We start from the raw sequence: 15643 nt of genomic DNA, 5'->3' as shown, positions 1-15643 counted from the left end.
CTGTCCGCCCTGGGAGGAGGATTTATGCGTCGAGCGTATCCGCCGTTGGTGCCGAGCCGGACTTTTGAGGCAATCTCTTCAGCGCTGGGGGTGCTGGTCCTGCTAAGGCTGCAGCCAGCGCTCGCGGCCTGCGACAACTCCACGCCAGCAACTGGGCAAACCGTCACGTGCAGCGGCACGACCTCGCCCAATCCCACCACCACGCCGGTCGCGGCGACAAGCGGTAGCACGAACGTAACAGTCAACGTCGCAGCGGGCGCGGAACTCGACGTAAGCGGGGACAACGGCATCCTTGTGTACAGCCACAGCACGGTCACGAACCTCGGCACTATCCGGGTGACAGGCGATACCTTCGACGGCATCTCGGCACAAGGTACGGGCGCCGGTCAAAACGTGCTGACCAACCGCGGCTTGATCGTGACAACCGGCACCGAATCGGAAGGCATGTTCAACAGCGTAGCCGCCGTGACGATGCTCAACGACACGGGCGGCGTCATCCAGACGAGCGGCGGCGACGCGGACGCGATGCACGATTACGCCAGCCCCGGCGGCGGCACCCTGACCAATAACGGCCAGCTTTCCACCAGCGGGAGCGGCTCCGCTGGTATGGCCGCGGAAACGAACAACGACACACTCGTCAACAACGGCACGATCACGACGACAGGGGACGGCGCGCCTGGCATGTACACCAACGGCAACGCGGTCAGCGGGCCAGGCAACAACATCATCACGAACGCCGGCACGATCAGCGCATCGGGTGTGGACTCGGACGGCATCGTCTCGAACGACAGTTCGCCGGGCGTCATCACCAACAAGGGTTCGATAACCGTAAGCGGCTCAAACAGCCTCGGCGCCTTCATCTCAGGCAGCGTCACGTTCAATAATGAAGCCAACGCAAGCATCGTCAGCAAGCAGGGCAACGGCATCGATGCGAATGGTGGCGGCACGTTCAACAACGCCGGTACCATCTCCGCGCAGTTCGTCACGCTCTCGTTTGTCGGCGCGGGCGCGACCATCAACAATACCGGCACGCTCGAGTCCGCCACTACCGAGGTCATCGCGGCCACTGGCGCGATCGACATGACGATCAACAACACCGGCACCATCGCGGGCGGCAACGGCCGCGCGATCTACACCGATACCGGCAACGACACGCTCAACTGGAGCGCAGGCACGATCACAGGATTTATCCGGCTCGGCACGGGTCACGATACCGCGACGCTCACGGGCCTGACCGACACCAATCTCAACGGTGTGCCACTGCTTGCAGGCGGCAACGTCTCGAGTGTTCTCAACTTCGACGACACTCAGGCGAGCGGACTGAGCCGCTTCGCGAACTGGTCGACCATCAACGCGACGAACGGCAGCCAACTCACGCTCGACAACAACGGACTGACGCTCGGCAACAGCGGCACGCAGACAGGCACGCTCGCCATCGATGCGACCAGCACCCTGTTCGCGGGCGGCCTAGGTGATCCTGCGATTACGCCTGCGGTGAGCGGGCAGCTCGTCACCGTCAACAACGCTGGCACGATCGACCTCACCAACGGCGGCACCAGCACGAGCGATGCGCTGGTGGTCAACGGCAACTACGTGGGGCTCAACGGCAAGCTTCTGTTGCAGAGCGTGCTCAACGGCGACGGCTCTCCCAGCGATAAGCTGGTGATCGTGCAAGGCACCGGGTCGGGAAAGACGACGCTGGGGATTACGAACGTCGGCGGTGTCGGCGCGGCGACGCTCACGAACGGCATTCTGGTCGTGCAGGCGACGAACGGCGCGACGACCGCAGCAGGCGCTTTCACCTTGCCAAAGCCGCTGCTGGCTGGCGCTTATACCTATTACCTGTTCAAAGGCGGGGTAAGCGCCGGGACAGCCGACAACTGGTATCTGCGTTCGAGTCTGGCGGCGGCTCCGACGCCTACACCTACACCTACACCTACACCTACACCTACACCTACACCTACACCTACACCTACACCTACGCCCACACCAACACCTACGCCCACCCCATCGCAGACCCTGCAGGGTCCCCAGGCGGCCTCCGGCACGCCTTCCCTACCCGCTCCTCCACCAGCGGGCTCAGCGGCCACACCGCTCTACCGGATGGAGGTGCCGGTCTACGCAGAGGTCCCCGAACTTGCGCGCGAACTCGGCATCGATCAGGTCGGCACGTTCCACGACCGCGAGGGCGCGCAATCGCTGCTGACCGAAACCGGCGCCGTGCCCGCCTCATGGACACGCGTCTGGGGCGAACATGCCACGCTGAGCAACGGCGGCGCGGTCAATCCGGAATTCAGCGGCACGATAGGCGGCATCCAGGTCGGCCAGGATCTCTACGCCAGCGCGACGCCCGGCGGTCAGCGCGACCACTATGGCCTGATCCTCGGTTTTGCACGCGCAGAGGGCGACGTCAGCGGCCTCGCCCTCGGCTTTCCGAATCTGGCTGCGGGACGCCTGTCGATCGACGCCTACAGCGCCGGCGGCTACTGGACCCACATCGGCCCTGGCGGCTGGTACACCGATGCGGTCCTGATGGGCAGTTCGCTAACCATCAGCCCTATGTCCTACGACAATATCGGCGCCACCACGCATGGCTATGCCGAGGATGCATCGTTCGAAGCCGGACTGCCGATTCCGCTGCCAGCCCATCTGAGCATCGAGCCACAAGCCCAGCTGATCTGGCAGCACACCTCAATAGACGATCTCAACGACGGCATCTCGAGCGTATCGTTTCATTCCGCGAACGGTCTGATCGGCCGGCTGGGGCTTCGGCTAGAAGGCAAGTTTGAAGGTGGTGGGGCAATCTGGGAGCCGTACTTGCGCGCCAATCTGTGGCGCTACTTCAACGGTACCGACGAGGTGAGCTTCGCGGGCAGCACCGTGATCCCGACCAGCGTGCCAGCGACCGCAGCCGAGTTCGGCCTGGGCATCGCCGCGCATTTGAGCGCGCGTGGCAGCGTGTATGCCGCGGCCGGTTATACGACCAACGTGAACGGTGCGCATCGGAGCATCGTGGAGGGCAATGTGGGGGTGCGCTGGAGCTGGTGAAGCTCGATTTGATAGGACTACTGCGCCCGGACGTGGTTGCGCTGCTGGTCTCGCAGGCATCGAGCTCGTCAAAGCGTCAACGGGACGCCGCCACGATCTGCGCAACCTGCACATACTCGGCGACCGACACATCCTCGGCACGCCGCTGCAGATCGAAGCCGAGCGCCTCGAAATCCACCGTGTCGCGATACGCGCCCAGCGTATTGCGCAGCATCTTGCGACGTTGCGAGAACGCGGCGGTTACGACCTCGCCGAGCACGCGTTCGTCGACCTTCGGCAATTCGTGTGGCTCGAACGGAATCATCCGCACGATCGCCGAATCGACCTTGGGCGGCGGCTGGAAAGCTTCGGGTGGCACATCGAGCTGTTTGTCGATCACGTAGCGGTACTGCAGCATCACCGAGAGGCGGCTGAATGCCTTGTTACCCGGCTCCGCCACCATCCGCTCGACCACTTCGTTCTGCAACATGAAGTGCTGATCGATCACGCAATGCGCGAACGAAGTCAGGTGGAACAGCAGCGGGCTCGAAATGTTGTACGGCAGGTTGCCGACAATGCGCAGCGTCGGCTTGCCCTCGGCCACGCTAGGCCCCACGGGCAACGCCAGCGAACCGAAGTCGAAGTCGAGCGCATCGCCCGAGTGCAGTTCGAGCAGATCGCCGAACTTCTTCTTCAACCGCACGATCAGATCGCGATCGAGTTCGACCGCATGCAACGGCGTCTCCGGCGTGGCGAGGCGTTCGATCAGCGGCTCGGTGAGCGCGCCCAGACCCGGTCCGATCTCGACCATGCGTTCGCCGCGTTGCGGCCGGATCACGTCGACGATCGAATCGATCACACCCGTGTCGACCAGAAAGTTCTGTCCGAAACGCTTGCGCGCGAAATGGCCCTGGTGCTGTCTGCTGGTGGACATCGAATGACGCTACAAAAAGGTACGGGAAAAAAATCAGGCGGCGCGACGGTGGCGCGCCATCGAGACTGCAGTGTCGATGGCGGCAATCAGACTGCCCGCATCCGCGCGGCCGGTGCCTGCGAGGTCGAGCGCCGTGCCGTGATCGACGGACGTGCGGATGATCGGCAGCCCGAGCGTGACATTGATGCCTTCGCCGAAGGTCGCGTACTTCAGAACTGGCAGACCCTGATCGTGGAACATAGCGAGCACGCAATCGGCTTCGGTCAGGTAACGCGGCTGGAATAGCGTATCGGCCGGATAGGGGCCGCGGGCATCGATGCCTTCGTCGTTCGCCAGCTTCAGGGCCGGCGCGATCACATCGATTTCCTCGTGCCCCAGATAACCGTTTTCGCCCGCATGCGGGTTCAGGCCGGTCACGAGAATACGCGGCGCCGGCAAGCCGAAATGGTGACGCAGGTCGTGGTCGATGATCCGCAGCGTGCCGAGGATACTGTCGACCGTCAGCGCCGCCGAGACATCTTTCAGCGGCAGATGAGTCGTAGCCAGTGCAACGCGCAGCGGCCGCTGGCCGGTGCCGGCCAGCATCATCACCACGTGCGGCGTGTGGGTGCGCTCGGCCAGATATTCGGTGTGGCCGGTGAACGGCACACCGGCGTCGTTGATGGTGCTCTTTTGCAGCGGTGCGGTGACGATCGCGTCGAACTGGCCGCTCACCGCGCCGTCGATCGCGCTATCCAGCAGGTTCAGCACGTAACGGCCATTCGCGGCGGTGAGCTTGCCCGCCTGCGACGGCACGCCGAGCGGCTGATGCTGCATGCGGACCCGATGGTGACCAGCGTGACCCTGCCCATGACTGGGTCCCAATAACGCTGCCCAATCCACGCCAACTGCCTTGGCGCGCGCCGCGAGCAGGTCCGCATCTCCAAGCACGGTGAACTGTGCATCGGGCCAATGGGCTGCCGCCCCCGCCAGCGCCTGCGCAGTCAGCTCGGGACCGACGCCGGCGGGTTCGCCGGTTGTGATCGCGATCTGCAGCGGGACGTGAGACGGTTGGGCAGCGCTCGTCATGATGCTTACTGCAGGTTCGGCTTGCCGATCTTCACATCGACATACGCCGTATCGCGCAATTCACGCAGCCAGTCCGCATAGGCTTGCTCCGCCTTGCGCTGACCGATGGCCTGGCGCGCCAGATCCATCTGCTGAGCAACCGAGCCTTCGGCGTCGCGGCGGCCCAGCACCTGAATCAGGTGATAGCCGTATTCGCTGCGCACCGGATCGCTGACCTGGCCGTCCTGCAAGCTGTTCATGGCACGCTCGAATTCCGGCACGGTTTCGCCCGGACTGATCCAGCCGAGGTCGCCGCCTTGCGCTGCCGAACCGTCCTGCGAATAGGTGCGGGCAAACTTGGCGAAGTCGCCGCCTTCCGAGATCTCACGCTTGATTTCGAGCAGTTTTTGACGCGCCTGCGGCTCCGACATGCCGTCGCCGACGCGCAGCAGGATGTGGCGCACATGCGTCTGCGTGAGGTGGGTCGAATCGGCGCTCGCTGCACCCTGGCTTGCGCGGCGCTCAACGAGGCGCATCACCTCGAAACCATCCGCGGTGCGGATCAGATCGGGGTTCACCTGGCCCGGACGCAGCGTCGCCGCCGCCTTCACGAACTCAGGCGGCAGTTGCGAGGTGGACTGGAAGCCCATGTCGCCGCCCTTCGAAGCATCCGCTGCCTGCGAATTCGACTTGGCGAGCCTCTCGAACTTCGAGTCGCCGCTGGTCGCCTGCTGCAGGATCCCCTGGGCCTTCTGCTCGGCGGCGACGATGTCGGCCTCCGTCGCATTGGCCGGCACCTTGATCAGAATATGTTCGAGGTGCAGATCGCTCGTCAGCCCGACGTTCGGTCCACGCTGGCTGGCAATGTAGTTCGCCACTTCGGCGTCCGACACCGTCACCTTGCTGTCCACTTCCTTTTCGCGCAGACGCGACAGGGTCAGTTCCGTGCGGGCGTCGTTCGTGAAGGTGGCCCAGGGCACGCCTTGCGCCTCGATCTTCGAGCGGTACACGTCGAGCGGCAGATTGTTGGCCGCCGCGAGCCGTTCGAGCGTCTTCTGCACCGCTGCGTCGTCGACGGTGATGCCGTCTTCCTTGGCGCGCTGCAACTGGATGCGCTCCAGCACCATCTGGTTCAACACCTGCTGGCGCAACTGGTCGATCGGCGGAACCGGCGCGTTTTGCTGCTGCAGGCGCCGTGCGATCAGGCCAAGGCGCTCATCGAGCTCGCGCTGCGTGATGACGCCGTCATTGACCACCGCGGCGATCGTGTCGACCGTTTGGCCATTGCTGGAGGCCGCCTGCGTCGGCTGCCCGCCTGCGTTGGGTAGATCCTGCGCCTGTGCTGGCGCAACCGACAGGAAAGAGGCCACAAGGGCCAGACTGGCCGCAAGCGATGGCAAGCGAAGCTTTTTCATGATTCCCACAGATACTCCAATGATGTCGGGCGCGCCCCGCCCGTCTTTGCGCATTTATAGACGATCAAACGACCGTCAGTCGTAGTTGGTAAAACGCGCCTCCGGCGCCGGAGGCGGCGGCAGCGGCGTATAGCCCGGCACGGCCCCGCGGAACGCGGCAATCAAGCCGTTGTCCACACTCGACAGACCCTTGAACGTGATTTGCGCAAGGAAACGCGTTCCCTGCTCCGGTAGCCCAAGGGTGTTGACCCCGTCTGCATAACGCTGAATCCCGACGCCCAGCACCCAGCAGTCCGCATCGTACTGCAGGCCAACCAGGCTATCGACGATCGCCCGTCCCTGCAGATCGTAGTTCAGGCGCGCCACACTATACACGTGGTGCGTGAGCGGCCACTGTGCCGAAATGGTGATCTGGCTGACCGGCGTGAAATCCAGCGTCGTATCGGCACGCGTGTAACGATAGGCGACGTTGATTACCTTGCCCGATTCCGGACTGAAACCGAAGCCGACACTGGCCTGGGTCAGCTGGTTATTGTCGGCATTATATTGGACCGCGGTTTCCGACGCGAAACCGCCCCCTACCTTCAATGACATGCCGGCAATCAGGTCCGAATGGGTTGCCTCTGCCGGTGTCTGCGTAGGCAGCAGCGTGACGCGCTGGTCCTGGAAATAATACTGTTGTGCGAGCACGAAGCGCGCACGCTCGTCACCCGTCGCCGCGTCGATGAAACGCGTGGTAAGGGCTGCGGTCAGCCGGTTCGCGTCGGCGATCCGGTCGTCGCCGACGAACGTATTCGGCGTGAAGATTTCCGCGAGCCCGAAATCCGCGTCGGCCGTGTCGAACAGCGGCGCGAAGGTCTGATTGTGATACGGCGTGTACACGTAGTACAGGCGCGGCTCGAGGGTCTGGATATAGTCCTGGCCGAACAGCCGCACCGAACGCTCGAAAATCAGCCCGGTGTCGAACGAGAAGGTCGGAACCGACTCGGTGAAATCCTTCGGTTGTCCGACCGGCGATCCCGATCCGATGTTGCTCAGGTTGTACGACGCGAAGTGGTACTGCACCTTCGGTGTAACGAAGTAGCCAGGGCCCACGACCGAGTACGACACGTACGGATCGAAGGTGACCCGGTCGCCTTCAGTCGAATCCGCCGTGGTGATGCGAAACCGCGAGAAATCGCCGGTCGCGCCGTAATCGAAACCGCCGACGTTGTACTGGTTGTACTTGACGTTCAGTTCCGGCTCACGTCCGTATGGCGCCACCGAAGGCGTGATCGTCTGCCAGTTTTGCTCGCGCGCCAGCACCGACCACGGGCCGTTGTTGTACGTCAGCCCCGCTTCCTGCTGGTAAAGCAGCTGCGTGCCGTTGAGAATATTGCTGGAGGTCGAGCCAAGGTCTTCCGGAAAGGAATTATCCGAAACCTTGTTGTAATAAACGTAGCCGCCGAAGCCGTTACCGAAGTTCTGGTTATGCTGGAGGAACAGCGCCCAACGGTTCGTCCTCGTGATGTTGTCGTCGGGCAGATACGTGCCGGTGATCGAGCCCGAGTAATCCGGCGAAAGATAGCGGAAGGTCGCATTCTGCTCCAGACCGCGCTTCGAGATGTAGTTCGGCGAAATCAGCAGATCGCGGTTCGGCGCGATATTGAAGTAATACGGTATGTTCAGCTCGAAGCCGTTACTCGAACTGAGCGAAAAAGTGGGCGGCAACAGGCCGCTGCGCCGGTCGCCCGAGAGCGGGAACGACAGCCACGGCGAGCCGAAGATCGGTATGCCCTGGAAGAACAGCACGCCGTTGTGTGCCACGCCTTCGTCGGCGCCGGTGTCGAAGTCGAACTCGCTGCCGCGGATGTACCACGCCGGATTGCTCTCGCACTGACACGCCGTGTAAGTGCCCTGGGTGAACACCGAGCGCTCGTTGTCGAGCATGTCGACACGCGCCGCGCTGCCCGAGCCGCCCGTCATGTTGAAGTGATACTTCGGCGAGGGCATGTAGCCTTCGCTCGAATCAACCTGCATATGCGCTTCCGGCCCCACGAAGGTGGCGCCGTTATTGATCACGACCACCTTGCCATAGCCGTCGGCCATGTCGGTGTCCTGATCGTAGTGCAGCGCGTCGCCCTTGATCGTGAAGGTGGGACGGCGCACTTCGGCGGAACCCTTGGCCGCCAGGTCCTGATCCGTCGTGCCGCTCGTGTAGTCGCCGAGCACGAAGGTGGCCGCTCTCTGGTCCGGCTTCAACGGATGCTCTTCGAGCTGGGGGGCTAGCCTCATGCCCCAGGGCGCGTCGATAGGCTGCGGCTGCGCGGCGTCGCCCGACAACTGGGCGTGCGAGAGCGCGGGCATCAGGCTCGGCACGGCAATCAACGCCGCGACGAGCCGCCTTCTGCGGGGCACGCCGCCACGAGAGGGGGTCGTTTGGGAAAGCTGTCTTGGCGGCATGTATCGTTTGGCGAATTGGCCCGACCGCCCGCTCCTGCAACCACGATCCTCCGCCTGAGCAGCCTGACCGTGATGGTCGGCGACCCATCAATCAAAATTTACAACCGGTCGAACGATGAGGCGGGCGGTGAAGCGGGGCGAGCGAAAGCTGGCGTGCGTCGTGTCAAAAAAGTCGTGGGGTATTATATGGCAAGACGTTGCCCCCCTGAATTTGCCTTCCGGTTTTCATGACGCTGCCCTCCGATTCCACTTCTCCCGACGCCCGCCTGCAACTGCTCACCGCTTGGCTGGAGAGTCACGCGAACCGTTATGCACTCGACCTTGCAACGCTGGTACCCGCTTCCAGCGACGCAAGTTTTCGCCGCTATTTCCGCCTGAAGGGTAAGAATTTGAAAGACGCGGCAAGCACCACGCTGATCGCCGTCGACGCCCCGCCGCCGGAAAAGTGCCGCGAATTTGTGCAGGTGGCGCAACTGCTGAGCGCGGCCGGCGTGAATGTCCCGCAGGTGCTGGAGGTCGATTTCGAGGCCGGCTTCATGCTCGTCACCGATCTTGGCACCACCTCCTACCTCAGCGCGCTGACGCCGGACAACGCAAAGGCGCTGATGCGCGACGCGCTCGACGCGCTGATCCGCTGGCAACTGACATCGAAGCCGGGTGTGCTGCCGCCGTTCGACGAAGCGTTCCTGCGCCGCGAGATGGAGTTGCTGCCGGAGTGGTTCATCGGCCGGCATCTCGGCCGCGAAGTCGACGAGAAGACCCGCGGGCTGCTCGACCGCACGTTTGCGTTGCTGATCGCCAGTGCCCAGGCACAGCCGCAGGTTTTCATGCTGCGCGATTACATGCCGCGCAACCTGATGGTGATGCCGGAGCCGAACCCGCTGAACCCCGGCGTGCTCGACTTCCAGGACGCGGTCTATGGTCCGATTACCTATGACGTCGCCTCGCTGTTGCGCGATGCCTTCCTGAGCTGGGACGAGGAGTTCGAGCTCGATTGCTTCGTGTACTACTGGGAGCGCGCGAAAAAAGCCGGCCTGCCGGTCGATGCCGATTTCGGCGAGTTCTACCGTCAACTCGAGTGGATGGGCCTGCAGCGGCACATCAAGGTGCTGGGCCTGTTCTGCCGGATCAACTACCGCGACCACAAACCGCATTACATGAAGGACCTGCCGCGCTTTATCGGTTATGGGCGCAAGGTCGCCGGGCGCTACCGTCCACTTGCACCTTTTGCGAAGCTGCTTGATGAGCTCGAAGGCCGTGCCGGCGAAGTCGGCTATACCTTCTGAGCTTTCCGAACAATGACGATGTCTCTCACCAAAGCGATGATCTTCGCCGCCGGGCGCGGCGAACGGATGCGTCCATTGACGGACCACACCCCGAAGCCGCTGCTCGAAGTAGGCGGCAAACCGCTGATCGTCTGGCAGATCGAGCGTCTCGCGCAAGCCGGACTCCGGACCATTGTGATCAATCATGCATGGCTCGGCGAGCGTTTTGAAGCGGCGCTTGGCGACGGGTCGCGCTGGGGGGTGGAGCTGCGCTATTCAGCCGAGCGGGAAGCGCTGGAAACGGCCGGCGGGATTGCGCAGGCGTTACCGCTGCTGGAAGACGCTCCGGCAGCCGAAGGCGCGCCCGGCGAGATCTTTGTCGGCGTGGCCGGTGATGTCTATGCCGACTTCGATTACGCATCGCTGCGTGCGCACGCTACGCGGCTCGCCTCGCAGGCGGAGCCGGGCATGCATCTGGTGCTGGTGCCGAACCCGCCGTTTCATCCTGCGGGCGATTTCGGCCTGGTCGACGGTGTGGTGTTGCCCGATGGAAAGCCTCGTCTCACGTTCGGCAGCATCGCGTTGTACGACACGCGTATGTTCCGTGCGCTGGCGCGCGGCACGCGGCGTGCGCTGACGCCGTACTACTTCGAAACGGTTGCGCGCGGCCTCGCGAGCGGCGAAGTGTATGAGGGACTGTGGGATAACGTCGGGACGGTCGCGCAGTTGCAGGCGCTTGATGACCGGCTAAGGCAGGCTGCGGCACAATCGTAACGGCCTGGTTGACCATGGCCAGGCATAAATTGCTTCGGCCACGCATAGATACTCTGGCCACGCCTGGCTAGCGCCCACCCTCACCGGCCACTACCGCTTCGGGCGCGTCCTCCCCTTGTGCGGCGCGTTGCTGCTGCAGCGCCCACATCTGCGCGAACAACCCACCGGCTGTCAGCAACTCCGCGTGCGTGCCGCGCTCGACGATACGCCCCTTGTCCATCACGATGATCTGCTGCGCATGCACGACGGTCGATAACCGGTGCGCAATGATCAGCGTGGTCCGCTCGCGGGCGATCAGGTCGAGCTCATGCTGAATGGCGCGCTCGGAGCGCGAATCGAGCGCGGAGGTCGCCTCGTCGAACAGCAGGATCGGCGGGTTCTTCAGGATCGTGCGGGCAATCGCCACGCGTTGCTTCTCGCCGCCGGACAGCTTCAGTCCGCGCTCGCCGACCGGCGTCTCGTAACCGTTCGGCAATCCTTCGATGAAATCGTGAATGTGTGCGGCGCGCGCCGCGGCAATCACTTCGTCGCGCGTCGCCGACGGGCGGCCATAGGCGATGTTGTAATAGATCGAATCGTTGAACAGCACCGTATCCTGCGGCACGATGCCGATCGAAGCCCGCAGCGAGTCCTGCGTCACATCGCGGATGTCCTGGCCGTCGATCGTAATCGCGCCGCCCGTGCCACGCTCCAGATCGTAGAAGCGGAACATCAGGCGAGCGAGCGTCGATTTGCCGGAGCCGCTGTGGCCAACCACCGCGGTCGTGGTGCCGGCGGGAATCGTGAAGCTCACGTCATGCAGGATCTGCCGCGCCGGTTCATACGAAAAGTTGACGTGTTCGAAACGCACTTGAGCGCCGCTCACGATGAGGTCTGGCGCATCAGGCGTATCCGGTACTTCCTGCGGCGCACTGAGGAGCGTGAACATGCGGTCCATGTCGGTGAGGCTCTGCTTCAGCTCGCGATACACCACGCCGAGAAAGTTCAGCGGAATGTAGAGCTGCAACATAAACGTGTTGATCAGCACCAGGTCGCCGAGCGTGAGCTTGCCCGCCATCACGCCTTCGGTCGCGCGCCACAGGATAAAGACAAGCCCCGCGCCGATAATTGCCTGCTGGCCGAAATTGAGCACCGACAGCGAATTCTGCGATTTGATCGCCGCGCTGCGGTAGCGCTGCAGGTTTTCGTCGTAACGCTGCGCTTCCCACTCTTCGTTGCCAAAATATTTGACGGTCTCGTAATTGAGCAGCGAGTCGATCGCCCGCGAGTTGGCGCGCGAGTCGAGATCGTTCATCGTGCGGCGAAAGTGCGTGCGCCACTCGGTCATCTTCACCGTGAACGTGATGTACACGGCCAGCGCCACGAACGTGACGATCGCGTAATACACCTCGTATTTGACGATGAAGAAGCCGAGCACGAGGCCCACTTCGACCAGCGTCGGCAGAATGCTGTAGAGCGAATAGGAAATCAGCTGCGTGATGCCGCGTGTGCCGCGTTCGATGTCGCGCGACATGCCGCCCGTCTGCCGTTCGAGGTGAAAGCGCAGCGACAGCCCATGCAGATGACGGAACACTTTTAGCGCGAGCTGCCGCACCGCGCTTTGCGTCACCTTCGAGAAGAGGATTTCGCGCAACTCGGTGAACAGCGACGTGGACAACCGCACTACGGCATAGGCGACCACCAGCAGACCGACACCGCCCAGCAGCACGATGGCCGGCGCATGATCCGCGCGTCCGAGCGCCGTCAGATGCCGCACCGACGCGAGGCTGTCGACGATCCGCTTCATCACGATCGGCACGCCGAGATTGGCGACCTTCGCGCCGATCAGGCACGTGAGCGCAAGCACCACCCGCCCCCTGTATGTGGCGAGGTAGGGCAGCAGCGAGATGATCGTCTGCCAGTCGTTGCGCGGCTGGGTCGAGATCGGCGAGAGTTCGGAGGAGGCGGAGGAGCGGCGCATGGGGATCAGCTGGCGGTGGGGACGGAATCGACAGAGGCATCGGCAGGGCGTGTCGCCATCTGGTACCCGCCGCTCGCGCAATCCCGGCGGCAGGCATTTCGGCGCGCGACCCGGCTGGGCGCTTTCCCGTACAATTCCTGATCTCTCTATTGTCGCAGAAGCCGGCTGGCGCCGCTTTCCACGGGCTGGCCGGTTGCCGGTTGTCATGTTGTCGTGAAGAACCCGCCTGCTGGTCGAGCCAATCTGTTTCTCATGGGTGCCCCGATGAACGATCAACTTCAACTTCCGCAAAAATCCTGCGCGCTGCGCGTCGTGCCGCAACCGTCCGACGCCAATGTTCACGGCGATGTGTTCGGCGGCTGGATCATGGCGCAGGTCGATATCGCCGGGTCCATTCCCGCCAGCCGGCGCGCTAACGGGCGGGTGGCGACCATCGCGGTCAATTCGTTCGTGTTCAAGCAGCCGGTGTTCGTCGGCGATCTGCTGAGCTTTTATGCGGATATCGTCAAGACCGGCAATACCTCGGTCACGATTGAAGTCACGGTGTACGCGCAGCGGATGAGTCTCGCGGAAGAAGTGGTGAAGGTCACCGAAGCGACCCTGACGTACGTCGCCACCGATAGCGACCGTCGTCCCCGCGCGTTGCCCTCAATCGACTAGACGAGGCGGCGAGGCGGGCAGCTGCTCGCCTCTTCCGGCGGCTTGCTCAGGCCAGCGTCCAGTCCTTGCGCAGCAGGCTGAACTGTAGCAGGTCATGACGCTCACCCTGCCAGTAACCGGCTTCGCGCGCCCGCCCTTCCTGTACGAAGCCGAGGCCGTGCGCCAGCTTGAGCGAAGCGGCATTGTCCGGATGAATCTGCGCTTCGATGCGGTTCAGCTTCATTTGCTCGAAGCCCCACGCGAGCGCCGCGGACAACGCTTCCGACATCAGCCCGGCGCCACGCGCCGAGCGAGCCAGTTCATAGCCGACCGTACAGGTCTGCCAGCCGCGATTCCATTTGAACAATCCGCACGAGCCGATCAGCATCGTGTCGGACTTGCGTTCAATCCCCCAGCGCACTCCCGGGTTGGGCATCTTGCGCCAACCGGCAAAAGTCTCGATCAGCTTTTGCGCCTGCCGGACATCGACCATCGGGTCGACGCCGTACCAGCGCATGCTGGGCGCGTCGCCGTGAATCGCAAACAGCGCCGGGGCGTCGCCGGCGACGAGTTCGCGCAGCAGCAGCCGTTGCGTTTCGAGCGCGGGGAAGTCGCTCATCGAGCACCTGGGGAATGAGGAAATGCGAGGGCCAATTCTACACGGCCACCCACGCATGCCGACGCGATATGGGCTGAGATAGCCTCACAGGCTTCGATCGAGAATCGCCAGAAATTTTGTGCGCTCAGTTTGTTCGGAGACGCGAAAGCGCTCCCATTCGGTGCTCACGCGCAAATCCGCAAACAGGCCCGCTGCGTCCTCATGAAAATGCAGAAACGCTTTGCCTTTGCGATAGAAAACGCCCGGACGCGGCTCCTTGAGTTCTCCGCGCTCGCGTATCGAGCCGATCAGAACTGCGAGCGTGTCGAGTGCCGCCGAACCTGCATGCTTCATCTATCGCGCTCCCTCACAGATGCCGGTAATAAACCGTCGTCGCGCAAAACTCGCCGTCGGGCATCAGCGCGTACTTCGGCACGACGCCCACACGCTGCCACCCGGCCTTTTCGTACAAGCCCTCCGCCGCGCCGCCGGTGACGGTATCGAGCACCAGCACGCTCCTGCCCTCGTCACGCGCGGTATCTTCGACCGCCGCCATCAGGCGCTGCGCGATACCTCGCCGCCGCGCCTTGCGGCACACAAGCATCTTGCCGACGTCCGCACGATGCGGCTGATTGTCGGGTTGCGCGAAGATCAACTGCACTGTACCGAGTATCTCGCCCGCGCGGCTCTCCGCAATCAGCAGCGCCCGCTCGTTGCGCGCCACGCCCTCGGCGACGCCGCGCCAGAACCCGAGCGCTTTCTCGCGCGCGAGCGGCAACATATAGCCCACTGACGCCCCGCCTTCCACACAATCGATCAGCACGTCCGCCAGCGCGTCTACACAGGCGACAGCCTCATTGGCGCCGATCCGGCGCACGCTAACGTCTTCGCTCATCCGTTTCTCCTTGCCGGCGTGAATGGCGCAAACGGTGTAAAGGGCACGCTGGTCAGCGCCACCAGATAGCGGGCCGGCTCGCGCGTGGGATTACGAAACGCCGTGGGACAGTCGAGCCTCATCGAAAGACAGTCGCCCGCCTCCAGACGCCAGTGCGCGTCGCCCACCGTCATCTCCATCACGCCTTCGATCATCCAGACCTGCTGATGAATCTCGACGTCGCGCTCGCTGGTGTCGTAAGCAACCTGCTGCCCCGCCGGAAAGTTGACCTCGACCAACTGGATCGGCGAGCGTGCCGCAGACGACAGGTTGCGGCGGACATAGCCCGAAGTCGGATCGGTCCATACCGGCTGCTCGCCAGCGCGGGACATCGGTGAAGGCTCGGCGGACTCGCTTGCGCTGTCTTCGAATAGCGAAGCGAGCGTCACGCGCAGGGCGGTGGCGAGCTTGTCGAGCACGGTTGCCGTTGGGCTGCTCTGACCGCGCTCGATCAGCGAGATCGTGGAGCGGCTCACGCCGCTGCGTTCGGCAAGCGTGTCGAGGGAATAGCCCTGGGCGTCGCGAAGCTCACGCACACGGCTGGCGATCCGGTTGTTGATATCCATGAATCCAGTTTAATGGAAAATAAATCCAGGAAACTAGATTTT

At 63.3% G+C, this 15643-nt stretch carries 13 protein-coding genes; 4 read left to right on the top strand and 9 right to left on the bottom strand.

Annotated elements, in window-relative coordinates:
• Positions 1-24: 24 nt before the first annotated feature.
• Positions 25-3048, top strand: coding sequence for an autotransporter outer membrane beta-barrel domain-containing protein (locus tag P3T17_RS13445; protein ID WP_429407155.1), 3024 nt, complete (start codon positions 25-27; stop codon positions 3046-3048).
• A gap of 76 nt (positions 3049-3124) precedes the next feature.
• Here P3T17_RS13445 and rsmA read toward each other — a convergent pair whose 3' ends face one another.
• The 4 genes from rsmA to P3T17_RS13425 are packed head-to-tail and all read right to left on the bottom strand — an operon-like array spanning position 3125 to position 8865.
• On the bottom strand, positions 3125-3961 hold the full coding sequence (gene rsmA / locus P3T17_RS13440) for a 16S rRNA (adenine(1518)-N(6)/adenine(1519)-N(6))-dimethyltransferase RsmA (protein ID WP_429407153.1): 837 nt from the start codon (positions 3959-3961) through the stop codon (positions 3125-3127).
• 33 nt (positions 3962-3994) lie between these two features.
• Positions 3995-5029, bottom strand: coding sequence for a 4-hydroxythreonine-4-phosphate dehydrogenase PdxA (pdxA, locus tag P3T17_RS13435; RefSeq protein WP_429407151.1), 1035 nt, complete (start codon positions 5027-5029; stop codon positions 3995-3997).
• Positions 5030-5034: 5 nt separating this feature from the next.
• Positions 5035-6477 (bottom strand): peptidylprolyl isomerase, encoded by a 1443-nt coding sequence (locus P3T17_RS13430; RefSeq protein ID WP_429407150.1) that lies wholly within the window; start codon positions 6475-6477, stop codon positions 5035-5037.
• A 21-nt stretch (positions 6478-6498) separates the two neighbouring features.
• Positions 6499-8865, bottom strand: coding sequence for an LPS-assembly protein LptD (locus P3T17_RS13425; RefSeq protein WP_429407149.1), 2367 nt, complete (start codon positions 8863-8865; stop codon positions 6499-6501).
• Positions 8866-9092: 227 nt separating this feature from the next.
• On the opposite strand from P3T17_RS13425, the gene P3T17_RS13420 reads away from it, so the two are divergent.
• Both P3T17_RS13420 and murU read left to right on the top strand, forming a co-directional pair.
• Entirely contained in the window at positions 9093-10151 is a 1059-nt protein-coding gene (locus P3T17_RS13420; RefSeq protein WP_429286786.1) for an aminoglycoside phosphotransferase family protein, read from the top strand.
• Positions 10152-10163: 12 nt separating this feature from the next.
• The gene (gene murU / locus P3T17_RS13415; RefSeq protein WP_429407147.1) at positions 10164-10904 is read left to right on the top strand and encodes an N-acetylmuramate alpha-1-phosphate uridylyltransferase MurU; all 741 of its coding nucleotides are present in this window, start codon (positions 10164-10166) and stop codon (positions 10902-10904) included.
• A 67-nt stretch (positions 10905-10971) separates the two neighbouring features.
• On the opposite strand, the gene P3T17_RS13410 is transcribed toward murU, so the two are convergent.
• A complete protein-coding gene (locus P3T17_RS13410) occupies positions 10972-12864 on the bottom strand; it encodes an ABCB family ABC transporter ATP-binding protein/permease (protein ID WP_429407145.1) in 1893 nt (630 codons plus the stop codon).
• Positions 12865-13128: 264 nt separating this feature from the next.
• On the opposite strand from P3T17_RS13410, the gene P3T17_RS13405 reads away from it, so the two are divergent.
• On the top strand, positions 13129-13524 hold the full coding sequence (locus tag P3T17_RS13405) for an acyl-CoA thioesterase (protein WP_074263381.1): 396 nt from the start codon (positions 13129-13131) through the stop codon (positions 13522-13524).
• A 46-nt stretch (positions 13525-13570) separates the two neighbouring features.
• Here the strand turns inward: P3T17_RS13405 and P3T17_RS13400 are convergent, their stop codons facing one another.
• From P3T17_RS13400 to P3T17_RS13385, 4 genes are all read right to left on the bottom strand, one after another.
• Positions 13571-14122 carry a GNAT family N-acetyltransferase gene (locus P3T17_RS13400; RefSeq protein ID WP_429407143.1) on the bottom strand — a complete coding sequence of 184 codons (552 nt, stop codon included), beginning with the start codon at positions 14120-14122 and terminating at the stop codon, positions 13571-13573.
• Between the two features lie 84 nt (positions 14123-14206).
• Positions 14207-14455: a hypothetical protein gene (locus P3T17_RS13395; protein ID WP_429407141.1), complete on the bottom strand. Its 249-nt coding sequence runs from the start codon at positions 14453-14455 to the stop codon at positions 14207-14209.
• Positions 14456-14468: 13 nt separating this feature from the next.
• Positions 14469-14996, bottom strand: coding sequence for a GNAT family N-acetyltransferase (locus tag P3T17_RS13390; protein ID WP_429407139.1), 528 nt, complete (start codon positions 14994-14996; stop codon positions 14469-14471).
• Positions 14993-15601 (bottom strand): helix-turn-helix domain-containing protein, encoded by a 609-nt coding sequence (locus P3T17_RS13385; protein ID WP_074263377.1) that lies wholly within the window; start codon positions 15599-15601, stop codon positions 14993-14995. The genes P3T17_RS13390 and P3T17_RS13385 overlap by 4 nt, the downstream gene beginning before the upstream one ends.
• Positions 15602-15643: the final 42 nt, after the last annotated feature.

It is taken from the genome of Paraburkholderia sp. GAS82 (genome assembly GCF_050436285.1).
GTDB lineage: Bacteria > Pseudomonadota > Gammaproteobacteria > Burkholderiales > Burkholderiaceae > Paraburkholderia > Paraburkholderia phenazinium_B.
This window is presented reverse-complemented; position numbering and strand designations above follow the sequence as displayed.

Coding starts and splice junctions, on each gene's coding strand:
- P3T17_RS13425 (WP_429407149.1), bottom strand. CDS start 8,865: ATGCCGCCAAGACAGCTTTCCCAAACGACCCCCTCTCGTGGCGGCGTG.
- P3T17_RS13385 (WP_074263377.1), bottom strand. CDS start 15,601: ATGGATATCAACAACCGGATCGCCAGCCGTGTGCGTGAGCTTCGCGAC.
- murU (WP_429407147.1), top strand. CDS start 10,164: ATGACGATGTCTCTCACCAAAGCGATGATCTTCGCCGCCGGGCGCGGC.
- rsmA (WP_429407153.1), bottom strand. CDS start 3,961: ATGTCCACCAGCAGACAGCACCAGGGCCATTTCGCGCGCAAGCGTTTC.
- pdxA (WP_429407151.1), bottom strand. CDS start 5,029: ATGACGAGCGCTGCCCAACCGTCTCACGTCCCGCTGCAGATCGCGATC.
- P3T17_RS13400 (WP_429407143.1), bottom strand. CDS start 14,122: ATGAGCGACTTCCCCGCGCTCGAAACGCAACGGCTGCTGCTGCGCGAA.
- P3T17_RS13420 (WP_429286786.1), top strand. CDS start 9,093: ATGACGCTGCCCTCCGATTCCACTTCTCCCGACGCCCGCCTGCAACTG.
- P3T17_RS13430 (WP_429407150.1), bottom strand. CDS start 6,477: ATGCGCAAAGACGGGCGGGGCGCGCCCGACATCATTGGAGTATCTGTG.
- P3T17_RS13445 (WP_429407155.1), top strand. CDS start 25: ATGCGTCGAGCGTATCCGCCGTTGGTGCCGAGCCGGACTTTTGAGGCA.
- P3T17_RS13405 (WP_074263381.1), top strand. CDS start 13,129: ATGAACGATCAACTTCAACTTCCGCAAAAATCCTGCGCGCTGCGCGTC.
- P3T17_RS13410 (WP_429407145.1), bottom strand. CDS start 12,864: ATGCGCCGCTCCTCCGCCTCCTCCGAACTCTCGCCGATCTCGACCCAG.
- P3T17_RS13395 (WP_429407141.1), bottom strand. CDS start 14,455: ATGAAGCATGCAGGTTCGGCGGCACTCGACACGCTCGCAGTTCTGATC.
- P3T17_RS13390 (WP_429407139.1), bottom strand. CDS start 14,996: ATGAGCGAAGACGTTAGCGTGCGCCGGATCGGCGCCAATGAGGCTGTC.